The organism is Arthrobacter sp. B2a2-09, assembly GCF_027587375.1.
Classification (GTDB): Bacteria; Actinomycetota; Actinomycetes; order Actinomycetales; family Micrococcaceae; genus Arthrobacter.
Genome location: NZ_JAMXIC010000003.1, coordinates 116,065 through 142,564 on the forward strand (window position 1 = coordinate 116,065; position 26,500 = coordinate 142,564).

General features: G+C 63.6%; 18 protein-coding genes and 2 tRNA genes. 3 read left to right on the forward strand and 17 right to left on the reverse strand.

The genetic code is table 11. The features are described from left to right. Positions 1-55: 55 nt before the first annotated feature. The 11 genes from NFJ07_RS04535 to NFJ07_RS04585 form a co-directional block, all read right to left on the reverse strand. Positions 56-1,192: an acyl-CoA dehydrogenase family protein gene (locus tag NFJ07_RS04535; RefSeq protein ID WP_269992805.1), complete on the reverse strand. Its 1,137-nt coding sequence runs from the start codon at positions 1,190-1,192 to the stop codon at positions 56-58. A gap of 51 nt (positions 1,193-1,243) precedes the next feature. Next, positions 1,244-2,176: a cytochrome b/b6 domain-containing protein gene (locus NFJ07_RS04540; RefSeq protein ID WP_269992807.1), complete on the reverse strand. Its 933-nt coding sequence runs from the start codon at positions 2,174-2,176 to the stop codon at positions 1,244-1,246. 90 nt (positions 2,177-2,266) lie between these two features. Further along, entirely contained in the window at positions 2,267-3,238 is a 972-nt protein-coding gene (locus tag NFJ07_RS04545; RefSeq protein ID WP_269992809.1) for an electron transfer flavoprotein subunit alpha/FixB family protein, read from the reverse strand. A 13-nt stretch (positions 3,239-3,251) separates the two neighbouring features. After that, entirely contained in the window at positions 3,252-4,019 is a 768-nt protein-coding gene (locus NFJ07_RS04550; RefSeq protein WP_269992811.1) for an electron transfer flavoprotein subunit beta/FixA family protein, read from the reverse strand. A 177-nt stretch (positions 4,020-4,196) separates the two neighbouring features. Then, positions 4,197-4,568 (reverse strand): VOC family protein, encoded by a 372-nt coding sequence (locus NFJ07_RS04555; protein WP_269992812.1) that lies wholly within the window; start codon positions 4,566-4,568, stop codon positions 4,197-4,199. 423 nt (positions 4,569-4,991) lie between these two features. After that, positions 4,992-5,357, reverse strand: coding sequence for a hypothetical protein (locus tag NFJ07_RS04560; protein WP_269992813.1), 366 nt, complete (start codon positions 5,355-5,357; stop codon positions 4,992-4,994). 69 nt (positions 5,358-5,426) lie between these two features. After that, on the reverse strand, positions 5,427-5,720 hold the full coding sequence (locus tag NFJ07_RS04565) for a hypothetical protein (RefSeq protein WP_269992814.1): 294 nt from the start codon (positions 5,718-5,720) through the stop codon (positions 5,427-5,429). Between the two features lie 598 nt (positions 5,721-6,318). After that, a tRNA-Met gene (locus tag NFJ07_RS04570) sits at positions 6,319-6,395 on the reverse strand. Between the two features lie 358 nt (positions 6,396-6,753). Beyond that, positions 6,754-6,827, reverse strand: a tRNA-Met gene (locus tag NFJ07_RS04575). A gap of 207 nt (positions 6,828-7,034) precedes the next feature. Next, on the reverse strand, positions 7,035-10,049 hold the full coding sequence (locus NFJ07_RS04580) for a UPF0182 family membrane protein (RefSeq protein WP_269992816.1): 3,015 nt from the start codon (positions 10,047-10,049) through the stop codon (positions 7,035-7,037). Between the two features lie 133 nt (positions 10,050-10,182). After that, complete coding sequence (locus NFJ07_RS04585) at positions 10,183-11,211, reverse strand: YlbL family protein (RefSeq protein WP_269993087.1); 1,029 nt, start codon at positions 11,209-11,211, stop codon at positions 10,183-10,185. Positions 11,212-11,616: 405 nt separating this feature from the next. Between NFJ07_RS04585 and NFJ07_RS04590 the strand changes: the two genes are divergently transcribed. Next, positions 11,617-13,062: a zinc-dependent metalloprotease gene (locus NFJ07_RS04590; protein ID WP_269992817.1), complete on the forward strand. Its 1,446-nt coding sequence runs from the start codon at positions 11,617-11,619 to the stop codon at positions 13,060-13,062. A gap of 20 nt (positions 13,063-13,082) precedes the next feature. Here the strand turns inward: NFJ07_RS04590 and NFJ07_RS04595 are convergent, their stop codons facing one another. Genes NFJ07_RS04595 through nudC form a run of 3 tightly spaced genes read right to left on the reverse strand, consistent with a single transcriptional unit; the run spans position 13,083 to position 16,827 of the window. Then, a complete protein-coding gene (locus tag NFJ07_RS04595) occupies positions 13,083-13,712 on the reverse strand; it encodes a M48 metallopeptidase family protein (protein ID WP_269992818.1) in 630 nt (209 codons plus the stop codon). Continuing rightward, positions 13,712-15,844, reverse strand: coding sequence for an ATP-dependent DNA helicase UvrD2 (locus NFJ07_RS04600; RefSeq protein ID WP_269992819.1), 2,133 nt, complete (start codon positions 15,842-15,844; stop codon positions 13,712-13,714). Before NFJ07_RS04600 ends, NFJ07_RS04595 begins: the two co-directional genes overlap by 1 nt. Beyond that, positions 15,841-16,827, reverse strand: coding sequence for an NAD(+) diphosphatase (nudC, locus tag NFJ07_RS04605; RefSeq protein ID WP_269992820.1), 987 nt, complete (start codon positions 16,825-16,827; stop codon positions 15,841-15,843). Before nudC ends, NFJ07_RS04600 begins: the two co-directional genes overlap by 4 nt. Before the next feature lie 143 nt (positions 16,828-16,970). Between nudC and NFJ07_RS04610 the strand changes: the two genes are divergently transcribed. Further along, positions 16,971-18,269: a macrolide 2'-phosphotransferase gene (locus NFJ07_RS04610; protein ID WP_269992821.1), complete on the forward strand. Its 1,299-nt coding sequence runs from the start codon at positions 16,971-16,973 to the stop codon at positions 18,267-18,269. Positions 18,270-18,320: 51 nt separating this feature from the next. Here NFJ07_RS04610 and NFJ07_RS04615 read toward each other — a convergent pair whose 3' ends face one another. The 3 genes from NFJ07_RS04615 to NFJ07_RS04625 form a co-directional block, all read right to left on the reverse strand. Beyond that, a complete protein-coding gene (locus NFJ07_RS04615) occupies positions 18,321-21,851 on the reverse strand; it encodes an ATP-dependent helicase (RefSeq protein ID WP_269992822.1) in 3,531 nt (1,176 codons plus the stop codon). Then, positions 21,848-25,153, reverse strand: a complete 3,306-nt coding sequence (locus NFJ07_RS04620; RefSeq protein ID WP_269993088.1) for an ATP-dependent helicase — start codon at positions 25,151-25,153, stop codon at positions 21,848-21,850. The genes NFJ07_RS04615 and NFJ07_RS04620 overlap by 4 nt, the downstream gene beginning before the upstream one ends. Before the next feature lie 86 nt (positions 25,154-25,239). Then, the gene (locus NFJ07_RS04625; protein WP_269992823.1) at positions 25,240-25,656 is read right to left on the reverse strand and encodes an MGMT family protein; all 417 of its coding nucleotides are present in this window, start codon (positions 25,654-25,656) and stop codon (positions 25,240-25,242) included. Between the two features lie 88 nt (positions 25,657-25,744). Here NFJ07_RS04625 and NFJ07_RS04630 point away from each other — a divergent pair, with 88 nt between their 5' ends. Then, a complete protein-coding gene (locus NFJ07_RS04630) occupies positions 25,745-26,455 on the forward strand; it encodes a 3'-5' exonuclease (RefSeq protein ID WP_269992825.1) in 711 nt (236 codons plus the stop codon). The last annotated feature ends 45 nt before the right edge of the window (positions 26,456-26,500 follow it).

Sequence of the window (26,500 nt, forward strand, 5' to 3'; positions counted from 1 at the left end):
GCCAAACGAATGGCCGGACCTCCAGAGAGGCCCGGCCATTCTTGTGCTGCGTGCTTTATGCCCCTACGGCGAGCCGTCCAACGATGAGTCGCATGATTTCGTTGCTGCCCTCCAGGATCTGGTGGACGCGCAGGTCCCTGGCAATCTTCTCGAGGCCGTATTCCGACAGGTAGCCGTAGCCGCCGTGCAGTTGGATGGCCTTGTTTGCCACGTTGAAACCGGCGTCTGTGGCGACGCGCTTCGCCATTGCGCACAACCTCACGGCGTCCGGGGCGCCGCGATCCAAGGCGTCAGCGGCCCGGAGGATCAAGGTCCTGGCAGTTTCGAGTTCCGTATCCATATCGGCGATATCAAACAGCAGGGACTGCTGGTTGATGAGCGGGCCACCAAAAGCCGAGCGTGACTTGAGGTAGGCGATGGACTTCTCCAGGGCCGCCTGGCCACCGCCCAGGGAACAAGCGCCCATATTGACCCGGCCTCCGTTGAGGCCCTTCATGGCGATGCCGAATCCGCTGCCTTCCTCGCCAAGGCGATTCGCCACCGGGACCCGTACGTCCTCGAAGATGACCTGCCGGGTGGGCTGGGCGTTCCATCCCATCTTCTTTTCATTCGGGCCGAAGGACAGGCCCGGCGCGTCCGCAGGGACAACGATTGCGGTGATCCCCTGGCTGCCCGTGTCCGCAGTCCGTGCCATGACCACATAGACACTGGAAACTCCTGCGCCCGAGATGAACTGCTTGGTGCCGTTAAGAACGTAGCTGTCGCCGTCGAGCACTGCTTTGGTGCTCAGTGCTGCGGCGTCCGAGCCGGCTCCCGGCTCCGTGAGGCAATAACTGCCCAGTGCCTCCATGGACGCAAGCTGCGGCACCCATTGGGCCCTCTGCTCATCGTTGCCGAAAGCGTCGATCATCCACACCACCATGTTGTGGATCGAGATGTAGGCCGCGATGGTGGGGTCTGCCTTGGACAGCTCTTCAAAGATCAGCGCCGCGTCCGTGCGGGACAGCCCCGAGCCGCCGAACTCTTCCCGGACGTAGATGCCTCCCATGCCGAGGGTGCCCGCTTCACGCAGGACATCCACAGGGAAATGCTTGGTCTCGTCCCATTCTGCGGCGTGCGGCGCAATGGCCGTTGTGGCGAAGTCGCGCACCATCTCCACCACCGCTTGCTGGTCCTCTGTGAGCTCAAACATTGGCACTCCTTTTCCCGGGTTGTCCGGTGTTTTTCTAGCTATTCGATGCGTTTACTTGCTGACTTTGCCCATCAGCGAAGCGACAGGGCGAAGGAACAGCGGCCTCGCGAGGAACCACGCGCCCACAATCACCAGGAGGGATACGGCGAAAATGCCGAAACCAACCCAGTTGATATCGTCACTGCCGCCATACATGTGGTTCAGGTTGCGCAGCGCCCCGGTAGCGAGGACCAAGGTGACGTGCACGATGGTGAAGAGCACGAAGTACACCATCACCGGGAAATGCACTGCCCGGGCCAGTTCGATGGGATAGACCTTGTTCACCGTGCCGGCCTTCTTCGGCCATGCCGAGGACGTACGCAAGCCAGTGATGATGGCAAGAGGGGCTGCGATGAAGACCGTGACGAAGTAGGTCAGCAATTGCAGGGCGTTGTAGTTCACCCAGCCGTCCTCAGTGGGCCAGTTCAAGGATGCGTACTGGAGGGCAGCGGAAATGGCGTTCGGGAAGACATCCCAGCTGGTGGGGATGATCCGCATCCATTGCCCGGTGGCAAAGATCACGATGATAAAGACGATGCCGTTCAGCACCCACAGGGCATCCAGGGTCAGATGGAACCACAGGTCCAGGCTGATCTTGGTTGGCGCATTCTTGGTCCGGATGAATCCTTTGTTGTTGCGGGTCCATTGGGCCGGCGGCCGCTTGGCCGTGCGGACCTGCCAACCGGATCGGACAATGAGCACCATGAAGAACACGTTCAGGAAGTGCTGCCATCCGAGCCAGGCCGGGAAACCCACAGGAGCGTTCTCCGGGAGGCGGGATGCGCCTGGGAAGTCGTGCAAGAACGACTGCACACCCGACAGGCCCGTCAACCATTTGGCCAACAAGACGATGAGCAAAAGCACGATCAGCACGCCTGGAACCACCCAGACGGGTTGGGACCATTTGCTCTTGGTTGCTGTCGACTTTTTCGCGGGGGTGGACATCTTCTCAGACACCTCTCGGAAGAACTTTGCAATCAGGGACGCATCAAGCTAACAGGCTTTGGGCCGAAGCGGCCAAAGCCTGTTACGCCGTCAGTTGGATCGGGCTTTGACGGCTTCGATGAGTTTCGGAACCACCGTGAAAATATCGCCCACGATTCCGAAGTCGGCCACGTCAAAAATGGGCGCGTCCTCGTCCTTGTTGATGGCCACAATGGTCTTGGCGGTCTGCATGCCTGCGCGGTGCTGGATGGCACCGGATATTCCCAATGCGATGTACAGCTGCGGGGACACGCTCACACCGGTCTGGCCTACTTGGGCCGTCTGGGCAATGTACCCGGCGTCGACGGCGGCGCGTGACGCACCGATCGCCGCCCCCAAGGTGTCGGCGAGCTGTTCAACCAGTACGAAGTTCTCGGACGAACCCAAACCCCGTCCGCCGGAGACCACCGTGGCGGCAGTCCGAAGCTCGGGCCGGACGGAGACGGCGACATCGTCGTTGAACTGGTCAATGACTGCGGCACCTTCTGCTCTGGCTTCCAAGGACACTGTCTCCAGGTCTGCCGTGGCTGCGGGAGCCTGGCCTTCGATCGCTCCCTGCCGGATGGTGAGGACGGGCAGCCCGCCTTCCACCACTGACTCGACCGTGTAGGCCCCGCCAAACACCGAATGCTGGGCAACAACGGTTCCGTTGTCGCTACGCACCTGCACGACGTCGGCGAGCACGCTCCCGCCGACCCGCACAGCAAGCCGGGCGGCAGCTTCGCGGCCGTCCACCGAGTTCGCGGTGAGGACGGCAACCGGCTCATAGGCGTCGACGGCCCCGCTCAGGGCATCCACTGCCGGTGCCACCAAAACAGTGCCGGCGGCAGCTGTCACAGCCGAGTAGATCCTTGCCGCGCCCAGCTCACCAAGGCGCGCGACGTCGTCGTCCGCCAGGGGTGCAGACGAGACGACGACGGCGACCGGCGAGCCCAGCGTGGCTGCGGCAGCCAGCAGCCCGCGGGCGGAAGCGGCAATCCCGCCGCGGTGTGAAATTTCGATAAGTGCCAAGACGTTCGACATTTCTTTTCCTCCCTCAGACCAGGCGATTAGCAACGAGGAACTCAGCCAGCTCATTGGCCGCGGTGCCGTCGTCGATGAGTTTCCGTCCGGCTGCGCGCGGTGGCCGTTCAACGGTCGAGACCACTACGCTGCGGCTGGCGCCTGCCTGGACGTCGAGCTCGCCGACGGACAACGTGGTGACGGGTTTGCGCTTGGCCGTCAGGATCCCCTTGAAGTTGGGAAACCGGGCCTCCGGGAAACGTTCGGTCACGGTGAGGATGGCGGGCAGTCCGGCACGGACATTGAGGGTTCCACCCTCGCCTTGGCGAACGCCGTGTACTCCGTCGCCCGTGATTTCCGCGGAGATCAATGATCCCAACAGTGGCAGCTGGAGATGTTCGGCAACCATGGCGGGCACGACGCCGGCGCGGCCATCCGTCGATTCGTTGCCGGCCATCACCACGTCAAATCCGGTAGACCTCAACGCGGCCGCCAGCGTTGCGGCCGTTCGGCCGGCGTCGGCGCCGTTGAGGGAATCATCCACGATGTGCACCCCTGAATCGGCTCCCATGGAGAGAGCCTTGCGCAAGGACTGGGTGGCGTCATCAGGACCCATGGTCATTGCCACTACTTCGGTGCCCTTGTTGGCATCCTTGATGCGCAACGCGGCCTCGAGGGCGCGCTCGTTGATTTCATCGACAACGTTGTCGGTGGACGCACGGTCGAGCTGGCCGGTTGCCAGGCCGAGTTTCCGTTCCTCGGCCGTGTCCGGCACTTGTTTGACGAGCACGACGATCTTCATTCAACAGCTCCCTCGATGCAAATGGCTGACGCTTGGAATCGAGAATACTAGGAACTCCTAGTATTTACCATGGAGCGAAGGAAGGAATGCTTGGAACTCCTACTATTTTTCCTGGGAGCCGGGATTAACGGTGTTTGGGACGTCCCGCCTTGGCTATACGGGCCTCGTGGGATCGTTCTAGCCTTGGCGAATGCCGAGGGTGTTCCCGTCGGGATCACGGAACCAAGCGCCACGGGCGGGGCCGAGCTGGGCGATGTGCCCTGTCGTGGCAAGGGGACCCTCTGTGTAGTCCAGGAACTCAACGCCCTTGGCGGCCAGGTCATGGACCACAGCCTCGATGTCGCCCACTTCGAAGTGGGCAAGGGTGTGCTCGGTAGCAGTAGGCGGACGCTTGAAGACTGAGATCTCACTGACTGGTCCACACCTGTACCGGACGCCTACCGGAGTTTCCCAGAGGAGGGTCAACCCCAGGATGCCCCCATAGAATTCCTTCGCCCGCTCCAGATCCGTTACCGGAATTGTCGCCACGACCATCGTTGCACTGATCATCACGGACCTCCTCAGGCCGGCCGACCCTGCCAACGTGACGGGCCATTCGGCCCAAGTGTCGTCCTCCAGGAGCTGGACTGTCAACGCGGAGCAGGATCTTCAGCGTCGCCGCGTCGCACAAACTGAAGCACACTGGCCAGCACCGTCAAGACAACAACGACGACGATTCCAGCAAACGTGGGCCGGGCTTCCAAGGCCAGCGCGCCTCCCCAAACGTGTACCCAAGAACGTAGTCTGGCTCTTCCGCATTGGGGAGTGAAATGGCCGAAATGACTGAAGGCTCACGGTGGATTGAGTGGCTTGGAAGTCAGGGATGGGTGGGGCGAGCCCAACTTGACGCTGCCGACATCAGACAACGGGAAAGTCTTGACCCGGTAGAAGCTGCCCCTCGCAAAAGATTGAGGTAAGGCGATCAGCTTCACGCTATTTGACGGGAACCCGGCGGTCGACATAGTAGGCGGAGCACACGAGGGCCACCAGTCCAAGGAAAGCTGCACCGTAGTAGAACAGGAGGCCAGGAATGCCCAAGTGAACGCTAAACATCCCGCTAAGGAGCAGCTGCACGCCAATGCAAAGCACCAAAAACACTGCGGCGATGTAACCGATCCGGGTGCCCCTGGAGATGCTAGTCCCGCGTGGGGCACTAGCCAAAAAATCGGCAACGCTGAATCGATCACCTGCTGTCCGGCGTTGTTCCATCGCTTCCTCGAGGAGGCGCGGTATCTCGGTTTCTGCTACGCCCTTTTTCCTGAGGGCGTACACGATATCCTGCTTGAGGTTTGCTTCCATTGTTTCACTCCGTTGTCGAGATCATGCGATTAAGCTACATCCCGCGCGCTTGAGATCCGTTACCGCCCACTAGTTATGTCCTGAGGGTTCAGGGGCCGCATCGTTGCTTCGCACGACCATCAACACGCGCACAAGCACCGACAACGCTATGACCACAAGGATTCCGGCGAAGTTGGGCTGGAATTCCAAGGCCAGTGCCCCGTTTTCGGTTCCGGCAGTCGCGGTAAAAAGACCCGGCAGCGTCGCCCGGGAGTCGGTCGAAATGGCGACCACGCTAGTTGCCACGCACAGAATGAACGACAGTGCCAATCCCCCGGCGATTCCGCCTAGGGCCGCACCAATAATTTTCGATGTCTTGTTCATCGAAGCTCCTCCTCAAGTCGGTCGACGCCGAGCGCAGCCTGAAATCCAGTGATGAAGCTTTGTTCCCCCGCTCAAGAAACTAGCGCGATATTTAGCCTTTCAGTGGTCGAAGTGGTCAAAATCCGTGCAGATTTTCTGCCAATCTCAGTGTGGATCTCGGCACTTCTACGTGTGAGGGAACGTTTCACCCTGATGGGTCGGCATAGCCCTCCAAGACCGTGTCCAAGAGCTCCCCGGGGAAGTAGGAGCGAGTGTCTCCACTGTGCCTACGTCACGATCGAGAAGGCTGCGAAAGATCCAGGCGACGGGGGTCTACGGCGGTTCGTGGTAAACCCTGATCGACGACCTGGGTACACCGTCGGATTCTGCTAGATCATTCTCTTCCCGGAAGTTGCCGGTCCCATGATTACGCGGGCCAGGAATTTGTCCATTCGAACGATTGAGCAGAATCCGACATCCGAGCGAAGACGATCCCGGGACGCACATGACCCGCCCGGGAGCGACACTCGTTTTGTGCGTCTACTTCCGGATCGAGAAGGCTGCGAAAATAGGGTTAAACGAAAGAGTCCGCCCAGCCGGGCGGACTCTTTCGTTTATTTGGTTGCGGGGACAGGATTTGAACCTGTGACCTCTGGGTTATGAGCCCAGCGAGCTACCGAACTGCTCCACCCCGCGTCGCAGAATCAACTCTACCGCACATTCAGGGGCGCCTCTGACCACTCGGATGTGAGCTGCGGCACGCTGGGAACTGAGGATCCACAGGAGGCTTTGAGCCGAAGTAGCAGCCCCCGAGACGCGGGGCTATTCTCGCCGGCACTCGGCGCCGTCCTGACCTTCTTTGCTTTGGGAAAGCGCTTGCGACACGGCGAGTCGCGTCATTTCGGCGCCGAGGCAGCTCAAAGAAGGTCAGGACGGAGCCGGCACAGCCGTGCCGGGCCTACGTTCAACCCAGTGACGACTCCCCCACCCGCAAATCGGTGGAAAACAAAAAGATCCGGCACAATGTTTCCATTGTGTCGGATCTTTTTTCGAGTTGCGGGGACAGGATTTGAACCTGTGACCTCTGGGTTATGAGCCCAGCGAGCTACCGAACTGCTCCACCCCGCGTCGCAAGAACTACTTTACCTGCAGGTGAATGTCAGGCCAAATCCAAACGACGTGACCTCCGTCTCCCCGGCCACCAGGCCAGGGCAACCCGCAGGGCACCCAGCCCAGGCCGCCAGATCAAAAGAAAGACCGGGCCAACCCTGGTCTGGGCTGGCCCGGTCCTGCAAAACCCCCAGCTAAGCCGAAATCAGCCAGCTGAAGAATTGCCTACTTGCTCGGCGACGGCGTCGACGAGGGTGACGACGAGGGCGTGGGCAACGGGCTTGCCGAAGGGCTGGCACTTGCCGACGGAGCCGGGGTGACACCAAGCCGGGACTCGGCGTCGAGCGCTTTCTGTATTGCCGCTGACAGAATGGTCTGCTGGGCACCGTATCCGGCGAAATCGCCCTTGGCCAGCGCAGCCTGGCCGTCCTGGATGGCCTTGTTGGCCTGAGCCAGCGCAGCCTTCAGCTGGGCCTGGGCATCCGCTGTGGCCGGTGGCGTGGTAGTCCCGGGCGGAGTGGGAGTCTGGCCGTTATTGGCCGAGTCTCCTGCCGCGGCCCCGGAATCGCCGCCGAACAACACCTTCAGCGCGGCATCCAAGGTGGAGGCGAATCCGACCTTGTCGCCGAATGCTACGAGCACTCGCTGAAGCGTTGGATAGGACGTTTCACCCGTTGACTTCACGTATACCGGCTGCACGTACAACAGGCCGCCACCCACAGGAAGCGTCAGAAGGTTGCCGTTGAGCACATCCGAGGCTCCTTGCCTGAGCAGGTTAAGTTGCTGCGACACATCAGGATCAGAGTTGAACTTGTTCTGGGCCTGGCCCGGGCCTGGAACCTGGGTATCCGTGGGCAACTGGAGTAATCGCAACTGGCCATACGAGTCTGCCTTCACCCCCTTCTGGTTACCGGCGTCGGAGTCGGCAGCCAGGAAGCCATACAGGATGTTCCGAGCGTTACCGTTGACTACCTGCGGAATGAACGAGGAGGTCAGCTGAAACGCCGGCTTGCTCTGGCCAGGCATCTGCAGGGACAGGTAGTACGGAGGCTGCCGGACAGGATCAGTGACAGTGGGGTCGTTCGGGACGCTCCACGCGTCGTTGTTCTGGTAGAAGCTGTCCGCGTTGGTCACGTGGTAACGGCCAAGCAGCTCCTGCTGGACCTTGAAGAGATCCTCCGGATACCGCACGTGGCTCATCAGCTGTCCGGACATCTCCGAGATCGGTTTGATGGTGCTCGGGAAAATCTTCTGCCAGGACTTCAGGATGGGGTCCTGGTCATCCCAGGCGTACAGCGTCACTGAGCCGTCATAGGCGTCAACAGTGGCCTTGACCGAGTTCCTGATGTAATTGACGCTGCTGTTCGGCAAGGCCACCGTCCGTCCGGAGGTCGTCTGCGAGTCAGCCGTGGCGGTTTGCAGTTGCTGCTGCTGGGAGTAAGGGAAGTACTGGCTGGTGGTGTAACCGTCCACAATCCACTTCACCCGGCCGTCAATAACCGCGGGATAAGCGCTGCCATCCACGGTCAGGTACGGAGCGACCTTTTGAACTCGATCGCGCGGGGAACGGTCGTAGAGGATCTGGGACTTCACATTGACGCCGTCAGACAAAAGCAGATCCGAAGACTGGAACTTGATGGAGTACAGAAGGCGGTTGAACCAGTTGCCCACGCTGGGGCCACCATTGCCCGTGAAAGTGTACTGCGTCTCGGTGGTGCTGTCCGTGGCGGCAGGACGGTCCTGCTCGCGCTGCGGAGCACCGTCCGGGGCGCCGACAACGGAGTAGTCGGGCGAATCTTCGCCGAAGTAGATGCGGGGTTGGTAGCTCGCATCGCTGCCGAGGGTACCCATGGACGGAATCCCGGACAACAGGAAGTCCGGCTTGCCGTCAACGGTGACCGTGTTGCCCTTGGCAGCCACGACGCCGTAACCGTGCGTGTAGACGATATGCCGGTTGACCCAGGTCTGCTGGCTGGCGTTCAGCCCGTCCTGGTTCAACTCACGGACAGCGATCACGGTGTCCTGGGTCTTGCCGTCCACGGTGTAACGGTCGACGTTCAGGGCCTTGGGAAACTGGTAGTACGGACGGTACTGCTCCAACTGGGAGAACGCAGAGGAGACAAGGTTCGGGTCCAACAGCCTGATATTTGCGGTGGTCTGCGCGTCCTTGGCAAGCGCCCCGGTCTTGGCGTCCGTAGTGGCGTTGTAGGGGGATACCTGGATCTTGTCCAAGCCGTAGGCAGACCGTGTCATCGAGATATTGCGATCGATGTACTTGTTTTCCAGCGTCTGCTCCGAAGGCCGGACCTGGAACTGCTGGATGACCCATGGGTAGACGCCGCCCGCGAGGATGGACGTGATGATCAGCATTGCCGTGCCGATGACGGGCAGGCGCCAACGCCCGATCACGGCGGCCACAATGAAGAGGATGGCTACCAAGCCAGCAGCAACAGCCAGGATGGTCTGCGTGGGGACTACGGCGTTGACGTCGGTGTAGAGGGCGCCTGCCCAATGCCCGCCTTGGTTTTGGACGGTGCCGTAAACGTTAAGCCAGAAGTTGACCCCAAGGAGCAGCAGGAAAACGGCCCCCGTCACGGCCAGGTGGATTTGGGCGGCACGGCTGGTGAAGATGCCCCGCTCCATGAGCCGGATACTGCCATAAAGATAGTGGGTGAGGATCCCTGCGATTCCGGCAATCACCACAACGCTCATGAGGAAGCCCGTGACAAAGCCAAGGAACGGCAAAGTCATGAGATAGAAGCTGATGTCCAGGCCAAACTGGGGATCGGTCTGGCCGAACGGTACCTGGTTGAAGAACAAGAGCACCGCTTGCCACTGGCTCGCGGCAGCGCTGCCGGCGAAGAGGCCGAACAGCACGGGGATGCCGATCATGACCACTCGGCGTACGGGTTCAAGCTGAGCCTGGTACCGGTTGAGGTTGTCCCTGACCTCGGCGTCCGGAGCATAGACGGGCCGTGCGTGGTAGGCGACGCGGATTGCGTAGAAGATCGGTACGAACATCAGGACGAAGCCCGCGAGGAAGATCAGGATCCGGGCAAGATTCTCCCTGAAATAGACTTCGAAGAAGCCCAACTGCTGGTACCAGAGGACGTCTGTCCACACATTGGCGAAGAAAATGAATCCCACCACCGCGACGGCGACGATGATCAAAGTTGGAGTGAGGGCACCCCGTCTCCGCTGCGGTCTTCCGGGCGGGCTGGTGCTGGCTGGACGGGACAAACTCGATACCTCATCGCTGGTCGTCAGTTAACGGTCATCAGTGCGTGTGTTCGTCGGCCCCGGTGCCTGGTGCTAATGGCGGAGGCCGTCATTAGTGCCACGAGTGGCAGTGGAGCTAAGTTCCATCATCAGTCTAGTTGTTGGAGCATGTCGGGAGGCGGGACATATCCTGGCCTGAGGCGAGTCGTTCCACAGCTGATTTTGCGTCCGCCAGAGTGTCCACTTTGACTACCTGCAGCCCGTCGGGAACGTGCCCTACGACCTCGTCGCAATTGGCGGCGGGCGCCAGGAAAAGCGTGGCGCCGCCGTTGCGGGCTCCGCGCATTTTCTGGGCGATTCCACCAATAGGTCCCACGGTGCCATCTGGCGAAATGGTTCCGGTACCGGCCACATGCTTGCCCCCCGTGAGGTCGCCGGGAGTGATGCTGTCGATGATGCCCAGCGCGAACATCATGCCGGCGCTCGGTCCGCCCACCTGGTCCAGGGAGATCTTGACGTCGAACGGGAACGTGAACTTGTACTGCAGCAGCACGCCCAGGATGTACTTGCCGTTCGAGCCCTTGCCCGGGGTAATGCTCACCGTCACGGGCTTGCCGTTCCGATCGACGACGACGGCGGCAGGCGCGCCCGCGCCGTCGGCCAGTGCAGTCTGGACGACGTTCAGGGACGTGATCGCCTTGCCGTTGATCGACGTAAAGACATCTCCGGTTTGGAGTTTGCCCGCGGAAGCCGAGCCGTCGGACAACCCTGCGACCTCAAGCTTCTGCCCGTACGGAATGTTCTCTTCCTGGAGGGCCGAAGCAACAGCGTTCTCTTGGGAGGTAGTCATGGCAAGCGCGCTTTCCTGTTCGGATTGCTGCTTGGTGACGCCCTTGGGATAGAGAAGTTCTTCGGGGTAGACGGCCTTGGAACCGTCCAGCCAGGCTTGGAATGCCTCGAAGATGTTGACGGGTCCATTGGGGCCGCCGTTGATGTAGACGGTGGTCAGGTCCAGATTTCCCTTGGCGGGATACGTCGCGTGCCCAGTGATGCTAATGACCGGTTTGTTGTGGTCCGTGCCCAAGGTGTTGAACGTGGGCCCGGGAGATTCCACGACGTAGGGAACAGGGAGAACAGCCGCAGCGATTCCCAACACAATCGTGAGGGCGCCAGAGATCAGCATCGCGACGTACCGTCCGTCGCGGCGCCGTGCCGGTTGGGGCGCGTGGGGCGGTTCCTGCCCTGGTTCCTGCGATGGTGCGGCGTCCTGCGCCGGGGAATTGGCGTGCGACGTCGGGTCGTCCTGGGGGTTGGAGGGGCCGAGAGGCTGTCCGGGTTCCCCGGCAGCTCCGGGGCTCGGCAAACTAGTCAATGAAAGACCTCTCCGCGGCGGGAACTGTGCGCCCAACGCTACCGTTTCGACCCCCTCAGGGTGGAGGCCAGTAAACATACCAACGATCCACCCTACTTGCTGTGCCTGCAAGGCGTGCTTTGCCTAGAGCGAACGACGCGTTCTTGAGGCAGACAGCCCCCGGGCATCGCGGTACCTTGAAAGTGATCACCAGTCACACCGACGATCGGCGGCACCATGACCTCCAACCCCAATACCCCCTCCAACGGAGACGATTCACCTGTGGATCCCTTGGCAGAAATGCTGAAGAACCTGATGGGCGGGCAAGGCATGGGCAACATCGACCCCGCCGAATTGGCAAAGGCCGCGGGGCTGCCGAACGATCCCAACATGCTGCAGCAAATGTTCGCCCAAGTGCAGGCCATGATGAGCTCCACGTCCGAGGGCCCTGTCAATTGGCAGCTCGCCCACGAGAATGCCCGCCGTGTTGCCGCTGCCGGCGCAGATCCATCGGTGAATGCCCTGCAGGCCCGCGAGGTCGACGAGGCGCTCCGGCTCGCGGAACTCTGGTTGGATCCGGTCACCGATCTTCAGGCGACGGGCTTGATCGGCCGCGCTTGGTCCCGCGCTGAATGGGTGGAAGCCACCCTCGCTACGTGGAAACGACTCACAGAGCCTGTGGCCAACAGCATCGCCAATGCCCTGTCGGACGCGCTGACCCAGCAGATGCCGGAAGAAATGAAGGCCATGATGGGCGGCACCTCGTCCATGTTGCAGAACATGGGCGGAGCCATCTTCGGCATGCAGCTGGGGCAGGCCATCGGGGCCCTGTCCGCCGAGGTGGTCAGCTCCACCGACATCGGCGTTCCACTCGCTGATCTCGAAATGGCATTGCTGCCGGCCAATGTGGCGAAATTCGGCGAAGGCCTGAGCGTCCCTGAGAATGACGTCCGGCTGTTCCTCGCCGTCCGCGAAGCCGCGCATGCCCGGCTCTTCGTGCAAGTCCCATGGCTGCGGGGCCATCTCCTCGGAGCGATCGAAGCCTATGCGCGGGGCATCCACATCGACATGTCCCGCGTCGAGGACCTCGCCCGGGATCTGGATCCCGGCAACCCCGAGGGCATTCAAGAAGCCCTCTCCCAAGGGGTGTTCACGCCCGAGCGCACTCCCGAACAATCAGCTGCCTTGGAGAAACTCGAGACGGCCCTGGCGCTGGTTGAGGGCTGGGTGGACGAACTTACGGCCGCTGCCACCGAGAACGTGCTGCCATCCGCCGTCGCACTCCGCGAGACGGTGCGCAGGCGCCGCGCCACAGGAGGACCCGCTGAACACGCGTTCTCCTCCCTGGTGGGACTCGAACTGCGCCCACGGCGCCTGCGCGAAGCCGCCACGCTGTGGGCTGCGCTGAAGGACGAACGTGGAATCGCCGGCCGCGATGCCATCTGGCACCACCCCGACCTGCTCCCCACGGCGCATGACCTCGACGACCCGGCGGGCTTCACCGAACGGCGCCGCCTGGCTGAAGCCAGCGACACCGAAGTGGACGACGCGCTGCAGAAACTCCTTGAAGGAGGCTACGACACCCCGGATGAGGCCAACTCGGATGAAGGCAACCCGGAGGCTCCGAAGCCCGAAGACGGAGACTCCCCTGACAACACGGGATCCGGAGAGCCCAAGGCCTAGCCGCGCCGCTCCTTAAGCGCCTAGTCGGCGTCGGCGTCCCAGCCCTCGGCTGGAGCGTCGGCGCCTTCTTCATCCGGTCCAATCCCCCGCGACGTCGCAAAGGCGACGCCCTCCAGGAAGGCCTTGGCCCGCTGCGTCTCGGGGTACGCCTCCAGCAAGCGCCAAAACGCGGCGTTGTGCCCGGCCACCAGCAGATGCGCGAGTTCATGGAGCAACACGTAGTCGATCACCCACTGCGGCATGGCCTGGAGCTTGTCCGAAAGCCGGATGGTCCCGTCCGCCGGAGTTGCTGAACCCCACCGTGACTTCTGGTTGCTGACCCAGCGGACCGACGTCGGGGTGGCACGCCCGCCCAGGTACCTTGACGATAAGATCGCGGCATGACCGGCGAGGGATGCGTCGCTCGCCGGTCTCCTCCTGCCAGCGCCCTGGGCGCCCCTCTCCCCCTGGCGCTTGAGCTTGTCGAGCATCCGCCGGACCCATTCGATCTCTTGTGCCTTCGTGAAGTGGGCAGGGATCGCAACAACGGCGTTCCCGTCCTCCCAGAAAGCCGCCACAGTGCGACGGCGGCGGGCCGAGCGGCGAACGACGACGGGCGCGCCGTCGTCGGTGGTCAGCGGCAAAGCGGGCTGGCCCGCGCCCCGGGGCACTACGCAGACCCGTTCTCGACCAAAACTGCCAGCACGGCTTCGCCGTACTTTTCCAGCTTCGAAGGTCCCACACCAGCGAGCTTTGCCAGTTCCTCAAGCGAAGCAGGCCGGGCCTCGGCGATGGCAGTCAACGTCGCGTCCGTGAAGACCACATAGGCGGGAACCTCGTTACTCAATGCCTCTTCCTTGCGCCATTGCCGCAAAGCCTCAAAGGTCTGTTCCTCGTACGTGGGCGGGCACTGGCTGCAGCGGCCCACTTTGCGTTCGGCGCCAGTGGCGAGCATAGTGCCGCAGACCCTGCACGACGCCGGTGCTGCCGCCTTGCGCCGTGGCACTGCGCGGCTGCGCGCGCTGGCTCCGAGCACGGAATCGGGGCGCAGCCCGTCGAGGAAGCGCGAAGGCTTGCGGTTGGCACGGCCACCGGGCGTGCGGGCCGTGGACCAGGACAGGGTCAGGTGCTCGCGTGCCCGTGTGATCCCGACGTAGAGCAGGCGGCGTTCCTCGTCCACGCTCTCGGGAGTGTCGGCGAAGGAGATGGGCATAAGTCCCTCGCTCAAGCCCACCAGGAACACGGCATCCCATTCCAGGCCCTTCGCAGCGTGCAGCGATGCGAGCGTCACGCCCTGTACCGTTGGGGCGTGCTGGGCCACCGAACGTTCCTGGAGTTCGTTGACGAATTCCATCAACGTGAATTCCGGCCCGCGACTAACGGCGAGTTCGTCCGCGAGCGCCACAAGCGCTGCCAGCGACTCCCAACGTTCGCGGAGGGCACCACCGCTATGTGGGGCGGTATCCGTATAACCGAGCGAAGCCACGATGTCCCGGACCAGTTGGCCGAGCGGCTCCTTGGCGGAATCCTCGGCTACCGCACGGGTGGCGGCGCGCAGCTGCAGGATGGCATCCCGGACTTCCTTGCGCGCGAAGAACCGCTCACCGCCTCGCAGCTGGTAGCCGATACCCGCCGAAGCAAGAGCTTGTTCGTACGCTTCCGATTGGCCGTTGGTGCGGAAGAGCACGGCAATCTCGCTCGCCTTGGTGCCGGCATCGATCAATTCCCGGATCCGGCCCGCGACCACGGCCGCCTCGGCTTCGTCGTCGGGGCATTCCATGAACCGCGGCTCCGGTCCGGCTGGACGCTGGGCCACCAACTGCAGGGGTTTGGCCCAGGCGGCGTCGGCAACCGTTCCACCACTGCGGCGGGACCCCAGGAGATCATTGGCCAGCTTCACCACTTGAGGCGTGGAACGGTAGTCGCGAACCAGTTTGACGACCGTCGCCGAAGGGTAGTGGCCCTTGAATCCAAGGAGATGCTTAGGAGAGGCTCCCGTGAAGGAGTAGATGGTCTGGCTGGCGTCGCCCACCACGCAGAGTTCGTCACGACCGCCAAGCCACAGCTCCAAGAGCCGCTGTTGCAGCGGGGAAACGTCCTGGTACTCGTCCACCACGAAGTGCCGGTACTGCTCACGGACAGTAGCTGCGACTTTCGGGTCTTCCTGAAGGATGCCCACGGTAATCAAAAGGACGTCCTCGAAATCGATCACGTTGCGGTCCGTCTTCACGTCCTCGTAAGACTGGAAAACCCGCGCGACGGCTGTGAGGTCGAAGCCGCCGGGAGTGCCGCGGCCGTGGGCGTTCTCAAGGTAGTTGGCCGGCGTCAGCATGGAAACTTTGGCCCACTCGATCTCCGCCGCAAGGTCACGGATGGAAGCCCGATCGGTACTGAGCCGGAGCCGCCGGGCGGCTTCGGCGATCATGTTCGCCTTGTGGTCCAGCAAGTTCGGCAGGACGCCACCGATCGCCTGCGGCCAGAAGAACTGGAGTTGCCTGAGCGCAGCGGCGTGAAAGGTGCGCGCTTGGACGTTTCCGACGCCGAGATCCCGCAGCCGGCTTCGCATCTCGGCTGCGGCTCGGGAGGTGAAGGTGACAGCCAAGAGGCGCTGGGGGCTGTAGACACCGGAGTGGACACCGTAGGCGATGCGGTGCGTAATGGCCCGGGTTTTTCCCGTACCCGCTCCGGCGAGGACGCACATTGGGCCATTGAGGTTGCTGGCGACTTCCCGCTGCTCGGCATCAAGGCCGCCGAGGATACGGTCTTCGAGTGAAACGGTGTCGCTGAAGATACCGTCCGTCACGGCTGGAGGTCCTCGATGACGCCGCCGTACCAGTGCTCGATCAGGGAACGCGCTATAGAGAGCCTCGTGGAGATCGTGATCTCGCCGCTGAGCACGGCTGCCTGGAGTTCCGCACGGCTAAACCAGCGCGCCCGGGTGACCTCGACGCCGTCGGGCCGGGCCTCGACGTCGTCCGTTGTTGCGGTAAACCCGAGCATAAGGGAGGCCGGAAACGGCCACGACTGCGAGCCAAGGTACTGGCAAGCGGTCACCCGCACGCCTACTTCTTCCCCGATTTCGCGAACCACGGCCTGCTCAAGCGATTCCCCCGGTTCAACGAAGCCAGCCAGCGTGGAGTAGTTCTTGGCGTCAAGCGGCCCTCCGCCACCCAGGAGCAGCCTGCCGTCGGAACCGACCACGGTGACGATGATGGCCGGATCGGTCCTCGGATAGTGCTCCGATTTGTCCCTTGGGCACCGACGCACCCAGCCGCCGGCTTCGATTCCGGTGGGAGTTCCACACTGCGGGCAGTGGGTATGGGTGGCATGCCAATTGGAAATGGCGCTGGCCTCAACAAACAAGGCAGTGTCCAGGGCACCGAGGCGGGCAGCGACCTCCCGGAATCCCACCCAGGAGCCGTCGGCCGGAAGGCCCGCAGCTCCAGGCGAAACCGGCTCGGAGGGCAAAAAGAGGACGATTGGTGTTTGCTCCGGGACAGACGAAGCCGCGAGAGTCCGGCCGAGATAGATGGCAGTGAGCGGTCCGCCGGCCGCTTGAAGGGTTTCGAAGAGCGGCGCGGCGTCACCGAACCACAGCTTGTCCCCCACTACGAGGGCTTGGCGCTGCGACAACACCATGGCCTTGGCCGCGCCTGATGAGATCACTTCGTCAAGCATGCCTGGCTTCAGGCGTTCAGCAGATCCGCGGTCAACCATGGCAGGGCGCACCGGAAGAACGGTATCGATAAGGTGGTTTGCCGGCGCCTGGAACTCGGTGAAACTCATGTACCTACCGTACTGACTCGCACCGACAAATAACATTTGGATCCCTCAGCGATGCACGCCCCTGAATGCTGTTTTCCAGCGGATCTCAAGACTCGCCGCACTGCATCGCTGCCAGAGGCGCTTGTCAATCTACCGTGGAAGACGTGAGAAGAACCCCGTTCGAATTGGCCGCTGTAGCTACTGCGGCGGTGCCCGGCCTGACGCCGACGGCTGCCGCCTCCGCCCCGGATGATGCTGCGGATTTCGATTCGGCGCTTCTGCTGGATTCGGAGGGCAAGCGTTGGCGCGTCCGTTCGCCACGCCATCCGGAAGCCAGCGCCCGGCTGGAAACCGAATTCATGATTCTGCGGGCTTTCGCGCCGGCGATCCGGGCCGAGCTGCCTTTCCTGATGCCCACTGTGGCCGGAACGGTGCGCCAAGGTGCGCTGAGCACATTCGTCTACGCCCACTTGGCCGGAGCCAAGCGCAGCATCGAAGAGTTGTCGACCTGCAGTGACGCCTTGGCCAAGGAGATAGGTGCGGCGCTGGCCGCCGTGCACGACCTCCCCCAATCCCTCGTCAACAACGCCGATCTTCCCAGCTACACGGCCAACGAATTCCGTCAACGCAAGTTGAACGAACTGGACCAGGCCGCCACCACGGGCAAGATTCCGCCCGCCCTGCTACGTCGCTGGGAGCACGCACTTGAGGACGTGGCGCTGTGGCGCTTCAATCCGTGCGTGGTCCACGGCGATCTCCATGAGGACAATTTGCTGATCGACGGCGACAACGTGACGGCTGTGACGGGGTGGACCGATCTGCGCATCGGCGATCCTGCCGATGACTTCGCCTGGCTCGTGGCGTCAAACGAACAGAGCTTCGTGGAGTCCGTACTGCGGCACTACACCGAAGCCCGGCGGGACACGCCCGACGGCCACCTGCTGCGACGCTCGGCGCTTCTTGCCGAATTCGCCCTGGCCCAATATCTCGTCAAGGCCTTGGCTGCCGGTCACAGTGACATGACGGCAGAAGCCGAGGCGATGCTCAAATCCCTCGCCGACGACATCGAGGAGCAAAACGCGTTGGCAGCCGAGGAGGCCGATGCCGCCGCTGCGGAGCTTGCCGCTGCGGACGCGCTGGCAGCGCCGGCAGTTGTTATGGCTTCGGAGGCCAAGGCCTCGGAGGGCGACTCGGCGAAGCCCACGGTGAGCGTAACGGCCATCCCGGAGCCTGTTCATGAGGATGTTCCCAAAGCCCGCCCGGAAACGGACGCCGCAACGCCGTCGGTCACGGTTGAACCGTTGGAGGAAGCTGCCTCAGGCGAAGCCGTCGTGGAGCGTGCAGCAGATTCAGGTAACGGGATCGACTCGACGCCGGAGGTGCCGTCCGAATCAGACGACACGTCGACGACGGCCCTCCAGGTAGTGGAGCCCGCGCCGCTACAGGACGCCAAGGACCATTAGTCCGTTTCCGCTTGGCTGCCGTGGTTTCGGCTGCCTAACCGTTTCGGGTGCCTATCGGTCCCGGCTGCCCAGCGCGGAAGCGATAATGTTCTCCAGTTCTTCGGCCGTGCCCAGGTCGTGGGGCCTCACTACAGCGTCATCGGCAACGTAGTAGAACGCTGCGCTGACTTGCTCCAACGGCACACCCTTGAGGCGCGCCCATGCCAGCCGGTAAACGGCCAATTGCACGGCACGGGTCTTGAGTTGCCTGCCGGCCGGGCGCTTGCCCGTTTTCCAGTCCACCAGTTCCCACGTGCCGTCCGCGCCGCGGAAGACTGCGTCAATCCGTCCGCGCACCACGACGTCCCCGATCCTTGTCTCCACGGGAACTTCGACGAAGGCCGGGGACCGGTGTGCCCATTCTGAATTGCTGAACGTCGCCACCATGTCCTCAAGTCCGTAGGCTTCGTCGATGTGCGAGTCGGAGCCGGGTGCTTCGTCGAGGTCCAGCATGCCCGTGGTTCCGAAGTACTCTTCCACCCAGGAATGGAAAGCGGTGCCTTTGCGGGCCGAGATCCCGGGTTGCCGGGGCACCGGACGCCGGAGCTGGGCCAGGACCGCGGTGGGATCGTCTCCCAGGTCGACGAACATGGATGCCGAGATGTGTCCGGGCAAATGGACGTCCTGCACGGGTCTCCGCCGCAACTGCCGTTCCAACAACAGCTCCGCTTCGGCGGCCCAGCCGGCTGCCGCCCCGCGGAGGGACGTCAGCGGGGCATCGATGACCAGCGGCGAATCCGCACGCAGTCCCTCGACGGCGGCCCTGACCCGGGTTGCTGCCGCCTCCATGGCATCCCGCCGGCCAGGTACCAACCGGAGCCGTTCCCCCGTACGAGGGTCGCTGGGACCCTCGAGCGGATCATAGGGGAAGATCGCCACCTCCATGCCGACGGTCAGGGGACTCTCAGTGGGCAGCGCGTCTTCGCTGAGGGACTGGGGGTGAATGGCAGCGGCCGGTGCTCCGCCGGCGTCGTTGCCTGCTTCACCTGCAAGGCTTGCCAGCTCGGCAAGGAAAGGTGATGTCTCGGCGATGCCTGCCCGGGAACCATTCCACGCCGCGCTCGATGCCCACAGGACGAACTTTGCGCGGGTGTAAGCAACGTAGGCGAGCCGCCGCTCTTCAGCCTCGCCGTGGTGCTGGACCTCCGATTTGAAGTCCTTTTCGGCGTCCAGCCAGCCCTTCTGGTCCGGTTGGTCCAGATCCCATTGAGGGAGGTCCGCCCGGTCGCCACGGAGGGGCCATGGCAGGGCAGCGGTACCGCTGCTCCACCGGGAGTCCCGGTTGCTCGGGAAGGCCCCAGCATTGAGGCCGGGGACAAAGACAACGTCCCATTCCAAGCCTTTCGAGGCGTGGACTGTCAGCAATTGCACGGCTTCGTGGTTCACCTCGGCGTCGGCCATGTCCAGCCCGCCTTCTTCTGATGCGGCCGCTTCAAGCCAACCCAGGAAAGCCAGCAGATCAACGCGCTGCGAGGTCTGCAGGAACCCCGCCGCGGCGTCATGGAATGCGTCCAGGTTCCGGCGGGCCTGGTGGATACTCGTCCCGGGCTTCGCGGCGACCTCAATGTCCAGCAGCATGGCACGTTCCACCTCGCCAATCAGCGTGGTCAGATCGTCTCCGATGAACCCCCGCAGGTTCCGAAGCTCTGCAGACAAGCGGCCAAGACGGTCCAAAGCCGCCGTACTGAGTGAGCGTCCGTGGCCGGAGGTCCACCCTGGGCGTGGCAGGAAGTCCAGCGCTTCCACGAGGCTGGCCGCATCGGTAATGTCGCTCTCCACGACCGTCTCCATCGGGCTTTCGTCCGCAGTTGACGCATCGCCTCCCGCACCGCTGTCTCCCCCACCGCCGTGGGATCGCCGCCTGGCCAGGAACTGGGACCAGTCCCGGAATGCCATCAGGTCAGCAGTTCCGATCCTCCACCGGGCGCCTGCCAGCAAACGCATCAGGGCATCGGAACGGCCGGGATCGGCGAGGACCCGGAGCGCAGCCACGAGATCCACTACTTCAGGGGTATCGAGGAGGCCGCCGAGTCCGACTATTTCGTACGGGATCCCTTGAACCTCGAATTCACGCCGCAAGCACTCCATCTGGGCCCGACGGCGGCAGAGGACTGCCATGGTGGGAGAAACCGGCGTACCGTCGGCCGCGGTTTCGAAGACTGTGCGCCGGTAGCGGCGGACGTCCCGCCCAATCGCTGCGGCTTCGTCTTCGTCGGTGGCAAATCGTCCGAGAACGACGTTGCCGTCTACGGCTGCCGGGCTCGGCTGCAGCGGAGGCACTGCCACGGCACTGTCTTCGGCCCTGGAACCCGGGGCTCCCTCATTCGCGGCTGCCCTGTTGAGGGGGGCGGAAATGACATTGGCGGCGGCCAGGATGTTGCGCCCATTCCGCCAGGCAGTGGTCAGGTACGAGGTGGGTGCGGTGGCAAGGGAAGCCGTTCCGACGCTGTCTTCCACCCGGACGGGAAATTCCTGGACAAAGTGGAACAGTTGGCCGGCCGAAGCACCCCTGAACCCGTAGATGGATTGGTTGGGATCCCCCACCGCCGTCACGGCGTGCCCTCCCCCGAACAGGCGGGAGAACAGGACCAGTTGCGCGTGCGAGGTGTCCTGGAATTCATCCAACAACACGACCCTGTAGCGGGCCCGCTCGGTGGCAGCCGCCAAGGGTATGTCTTGGGCAATCTTCGCAGCGAGCGCAACGAGGTCGCCGAAGTCGAGGACGCCGCGATTTCTCTTGGCCTCTTGGTAACGCCCCACCATGTCCGCGACGCTGGCCCTGGTCCGCAACATGGCGCCGAGATCGCCGGCAGCTTGGCTCGGGTTCTTTTTCGCCGCGGACACATAAGGCAATTGCGCGAATTCCGACACGCGGTCCATCAACCAACGCTGAACCTCTGCGGGTTCGCGCAAGTGTTCGGCACACTCGCCGGCCAACTGCATCACGGCGTTGACCAACGTGGACTTGGCAGCGGTGAAGTGCTCATAGTCGCCGTCGTACGCCTCGACCACTTCACTCGCAAGCTGCCAGGCCTGTGCGCCGCCGAGCAGCACCACATCGCGCTCGATGCCCAGGCGCAGGCCGTAGTCGGACACGATCCCGCTGGCGTAGGAGTGGTAGGTGGAAACTTTGGGTTCAAGCTCGTCGGAGCCCGCAACTCCCTCCGGGAAGCCGTACTGCCCGTTGTCCGATGACGCGATGCGCTGCAGGGTGGCCAATTTGGCGCGGATACGGCTGGCCAGCTCCCCTGCCGCTTTACGGGTGAAGGTGACGCCAAGGACCTCTTCGGGGCGAACCCATCCGTTCGCCACGAGCCACACCACACGGTCCGCCATGGTTGCGGTTTTCCCGGATCCGGCGCCGGCGATGACCAGCCGGGGGGTCAACGGTGACGCGATAATGGCGGATTGCTCTTCCGTGGGACGGTTCCGTTCGCCGAGGATATCGGCCAATTCGCCTGGCGAAAATCGAGGTTCCGGCAATACCGCGGCATCGTCGGCGGCCTCTCCGATCTCGATTCCGGCGAGTGTCTGGACGGTCATTCGGTGACCTGCTTTCCCCTGGCGCACAATGGGCAAATATCGGGCAGTCGGCAGCCGTGGCCTCCATGGCTGCCTTTTGAGGGATCGTGACGCGCCTCGAAGCTGGCTCCGGCCATGAGCACGGCGGCCTCGCTGACAAGGTCCTGTGCCCAGTTATCTCCCGGGTCCAGGGGCTCCTGCACTTGGACCACCGGCGTCTTCGTCTTGGTGCCCAGCTGTGCCAGCACGGCACCTCCCGGAACAAGCCCCGGAACAGGCCCTGGAACCAGCCCCGGAACAGGCAGATCCTGGAATGCCCCGTGCAGCACCGCCGCCTGATACGCACCGAGCTGGGGGTGCCTGGCGAGTTCGGCTTTGCCCGGCTGGCGTTTGCCCGTCTTGAGGTCGACAATCACCAGCCTGCCCTCTGCGTCTATCTCCAAACGATCCACTTGTCCCCGAAGCACAGCATTCCGGACAGCATCGGAATCTTCTGCAACGTGGCCCAGGCGCACCTCCGGCAGGGGAACCTCGAAGTCCGCTTCGACCCCGGCCAGGCTTCGGCCTTCACTCCGCATGACAAGGACGTATTGGGCAAGTTTCCGGACCATCTGCTCTGCCCGTTGGAAGTCCAGCCTGCCCTCCCAGTTGTCCTTCATGCCCAGTGTCGGCCACCGACGCACGAGCTCCGCGACATACTCGGCGCCGGATGCATCGGGCAGTTCCTGGGCAATCGCATGGACCAAGGTGCCCAGGCTGCGGGCAAAGTCGGTAGCGGCTTCGCCGCCGGCCGCCTGGACAAACCAATCCAACGGCGATTTGTGCACAGTTTCCACCTTCGAGGGAGAAACGAACACAGTGCCCTCCTGCGGGACCACCGGTTCCTCGCTGCTGAGTGGTGCCAATCCCCACCAGGAATCCGGATGTGCGCCCGGCACTGCCGGCTGTGCGGTGGCGAGGTGTGCCAGTACGCGCGCAGCTTCGGCGGCATCCTCGGCCACGCCTGGGCGGGCAAACGCGGCGTCGTCCGGCTGAACGCGCTGCCTCAGCTCGGCCACCAAGGCCCGCAGGGTCATGGGCCGGTCAACTGCCGTGTACTCGCGCCGGTACTGTCCCGGTTCCAGAGGCGCCACGTAGTCGAGAAAGGCGGACTGCTGCTCGTCTTCGGAAGAGACTGCTGTGCAGATAAGGACTTCCCGGGCACGCGAAACGGCTGTGGAGAAGCTGCGCAGCTCGTCATAGCGGATATCCCGCAGCCTGCTGAGGGGCCCGCGTTGCAAGGCGTGTTCAACTCCATGCTCCACAGCATCGGCAAACAACGTACTGCCGAGGAGTTCACCCCGGAGCCTGGTGTTGGGCCAGACGCCCTCCTGCAGGCCCGCGACGATGACCACGGCCCATTCCCGCCCGGCCGCGCTGGCCGGCGTCATGAGCTCCACCGCTTCCTCCAACTGGGCCCTGGCGGCAAGGGTGTCCATGGGCAGTTCCTGGCTGAGCAGATACTCCAGGAACTGTTCGGGTCCGGAGCCGGGGAGCTGGTCGACATAGCGCTCGGCGGTGTGGAACAGGGCCATCATTGCGTCAAGGTCCCGGTCTGCGCGCGCGCCGGCCGCGCCGCCGTCAAGCGCCATTTCCGTCCAGCGCGAAGCCAGCCCGGTGGACTGCCACAACGCCCACAACACCGTCTCCGCGTTGGCTCCGGGTTCGGCGGCCGCCAAGCGTCCTGCCGCGATCATGCGGGCCAAGCGACGTGCCGAGCTACCTTCGATACCCAAAGAACCCAGCGCCCCGGGCTCCAGCAACGCTTCAACGAGCAACGCATCACTGGACCGTCCGCCACCGCCCAACAGCTCCTCCCGGCGCAGGGATTGCCGCAGGCGGCGCAACTCGATGGCGGTAGCCCCGCCGATCCTCGACGTGAGAAGCGAAACCGCGGACTCAGGCGTCAGCTTGGCGGCATCCAGCACGACGCCGTACACCTCAAGAAGGGGACGAACCGCCACTTCGTCGCGGACAGCGGAATCCGCGACAGGGACGCGGACGGGGATTCCTTGACCGCTCAGATAGCGCTGCAATTGCGCCAATTGCCCACCGTTGCGAACAATCACTGCGATGTCACCGAACTCGTGGTTCTCCCGCAGCTGTGCTTCAAGGATGCGTTGCGCCACGTAGCGCAATTCGTGCACGGCGGAGGGAAGGACATGCGCTTCCACCCGGCCCGCGGCCTGTGTGCCTCCGGAATGCGGCTCCTCCGCCGATGCAGGAAGTGGGTCCAGGCGCCGGGCAAGCTGGCCTCCCGCACGCTGCGAAATACGCGCAGCCACGCCGGTCCACGCTTTCGCGACGTCGGGGAGGTGCCGGTGGGTGTGCCATAGAGGAAGCTCCCGCACGGTGCCCTCAAGGCCTCCGGGGGCTGTGCCTCCGAGCAGCCGGGGCAGTTCGGCGACAAGATCGGGACGGGCACCGCGGAACCCTTGGACCACGGTGTCCGGGGAAGACGCCACCAAAACGTCCTTCCCTTCTGCGATGTCCGCGAGCAGTTCAAACACGGCGGGATTCGCTTCTTGGATGTCGTCCACCAGGATCAACTGCAGGCGCTCGCGCTCTGCCGCCAGGAATCCGGGCGAGTCCTGGAAGATCTGGCGCGCCGCCGTGATGATTCCGGCCGGGTCGAAGGCCTCCGGCATGCGAAGATCCAGGACGTCGCGGTACTCCGAATAAAGGTCCGCGGCAGCAATCCAGTCCGGCCGGCCGCATTCGTAGGCAAGCGCCGTGAGATCTTCCGCCGTCCGGCCGGATTCGATGATCCGGTCGAAGAGCTGCCGGATCTCCTGCCGGAAGCCCCGCGTGGGCAACGCGGCGGACAAATCCTGCGGCCAAGGAAGTTCAAAGCCCGGCCGGGCGTGTCCCTCCAGCAATTCCTTGATGATGAGGTCCTGCTCGGGCCCCGAGAGCAACTTGGGCGGCCGCTGCAGCGGCAGCACGCCCTCGGCTTTGGCTCGCCGGATCAGGTCGAAAGCGTATGACGCCCAGGTGCGGGCCGGCGTCGTACTCAAACTGCGGTCCAGCCGCCCCGTAAAGGTGTCCCGCAACGCCGACGCCGCATGCCGGCCGGGTGCCAGGATCAGGATCCGTTCTGGATCCACGCCGTCACGCTCAACGCGCCGGACGGCAGCTTCCACCAGTACGGTCGACTTCCCGGTGCCCGGCGCCCCCGGCACCAGGACCGGCCCGGATCCGTACGGAAGCCCGACGACGGCAGCTTGGTCGGCGGACAACTCCGGGGCTGCGTAGTGGACCTCGCGCGGCGGAAGCAGGCGCAACCGGGCGGGCGCTTGCCGTGACTGTACCTGCCGCGGCGGCGGTGTGGTGGCTTCCTGCGTTGTTGCTTGAGGCGTCGGTGTTGGACTCACACGGTCATTTCATCATCGGGCACCGACAATTTATGGAGCCGACGCTCGAGTTGCTCCGAGATCGCATCGATGCTGTCGAAATCCCGGTCCGTCGGAGCCCACCGTGCCAGGGCCAGGTCAACGCGCCAGCGGCCTTCGCCGGTCCGCAGATATTCCGCGTAGGCGCCGTGCAGCGCCGTTCCCTCGTCCAAGTAGTGGTTCAGCGCTTCCGACTCAAGACCTGGGGGAGCCTCGCCGCTTGCACGCAGTACGCGCCACCAAGCCACAGTGCTCCCATGGTGGCTCATGACGGAGCCGATCTGCCGGGGACCGCCCGAGCCCAGAAGCTCGGCAACATCCCCATAGGACACGGCAACGCCGGGCGGCATGAGATCCACGACGGCCAGCACCGCCGTCACAAACTCCATCCGCATGCCATCAGCCTATCGGCATAGGCCGCCAGATCGGCGCAGAAGGAGTGTCGGTCCGGTTCTTGTCGTAGGGCGCCGGTAGCGTTGAAGCATGAGCTCCTGGAACACCCTCCCCCGCGCCGCGTTCGACCTTGAGACCACGGGACGGAACTCCCGTTCCGCCAGGATCGTCACCGCTTCCGTCACAGTGGTGGACGACGACGGCGGCATCATCAAGGAACTCGAATGGTTGGCGGATCCTGGCGTTGAGATTCCCTTGGAGGCCAGCGAGATCCACGGCATCAGCACGGAAAAGGCGAGGGCCGAGGGCCGTCCAGCGGCAGAAGTGACGCGCGAAGTTGCGGCCGCACTCCAGGAGCTGTTCGACGACGGCGTGCCGGTCATTGCGTTCAATGCCAGCTATGACTTCACGGTCCTGGCCGCCGAATCCGCCCGCTACGGCGTGCCCCAACTGAGCCGTTTCCCCGTACTTGACCCCTACGTCATGAACAAGCAGGTTGACCGGTACCGCAAGGGCAAGCGGACCCTGACCGCGCTGTGCGAGGAGTACGGTGTGAACCTCGATAACGCCCACACCTCCGCTGCAGACGCCCTCGCCACCCTGCGCGTCCTTGATGCCATGGCCGGCAAGTTCCCGAAGCTGCAGATGCCCGCTTCCAAGCTGCACCACCTCCAGGTTGATTGGGCGGCTGCCCAAGCAGCCGATTTCCAGAGCTACCTGCGCAAGACCAAACCAACAGCCGTCATTGAAGGCAATTGGCCGGTTCTCCCCCCGGAAGATGCCAGCCGCGGAGACTTCTAAACGCCCGCGTCCACAGGCTGGACGTTTTCCCCGGTGTCCGAATGA

What these genes read in the sequence shown, in the direction of transcription:
- NFJ07_RS04535 (WP_269992805.1), bottom strand. Translation starts at nt 1,192, where the DNA reads ATGTTTGAGCTCACAGAGGACCAGCAAGCGGTGGTGGAGATGGTGCGC.
- NFJ07_RS04540 (WP_269992807.1), bottom strand. Translation starts at nt 2,176, where the DNA reads ATGTCCACCCCCGCGAAAAAGTCGACAGCAACCAAGAGCAAATGGTCC.
- NFJ07_RS04545 (WP_269992809.1), bottom strand. Translation starts at nt 3,238, where the DNA reads ATGTCGAACGTCTTGGCACTTATCGAAATTTCACACCGCGGCGGGATT.
- NFJ07_RS04550 (WP_269992811.1), bottom strand. Translation starts at nt 4,019, where the DNA reads ATGAAGATCGTCGTGCTCGTCAAACAAGTGCCGGACACGGCCGAGGAA.
- NFJ07_RS04555 (WP_269992812.1), bottom strand. Translation starts at nt 4,568, where the DNA reads ATGATCAGTGCAACGATGGTCGTGGCGACAATTCCGGTAACGGATCTG.
- NFJ07_RS04560 (WP_269992813.1), bottom strand. Translation starts at nt 5,357, where the DNA reads ATGGAAGCAAACCTCAAGCAGGATATCGTGTACGCCCTCAGGAAAAAG.
- NFJ07_RS04565 (WP_269992814.1), bottom strand. Translation starts at nt 5,720, where the DNA reads ATGAACAAGACATCGAAAATTATTGGTGCGGCCCTAGGCGGAATCGCC.
- NFJ07_RS04585 (WP_269993087.1), bottom strand. Translation starts at nt 11,211, where the DNA reads ATGCTGATCTCTGGCGCCCTCACGATTGTGTTGGGAATCGCTGCGGCT.
- NFJ07_RS04590 (WP_269992817.1), top strand. Translation starts at nt 11,617, where the DNA reads ATGACCTCCAACCCCAATACCCCCTCCAACGGAGACGATTCACCTGTG.
- nudC (WP_269992820.1), bottom strand. Translation starts at nt 16,827, where the DNA reads ATGAGTTTCACCGAGTTCCAGGCGCCGGCAAACCACCTTATCGATACC.
- NFJ07_RS04615 (WP_269992822.1), bottom strand. Translation starts at nt 21,851, where the DNA reads ATGACCGTCCAGACACTCGCCGGAATCGAGATCGGAGAGGCCGCCGAC.
- NFJ07_RS04625 (WP_269992823.1), bottom strand. Translation starts at nt 25,656, where the DNA reads ATGCGGATGGAGTTTGTGACGGCGGTGCTGGCCGTCGTGGATCTCATG.
- NFJ07_RS04630 (WP_269992825.1), top strand. Translation starts at nt 25,745, where the DNA reads ATGAGCTCCTGGAACACCCTCCCCCGCGCCGCGTTCGACCTTGAGACC.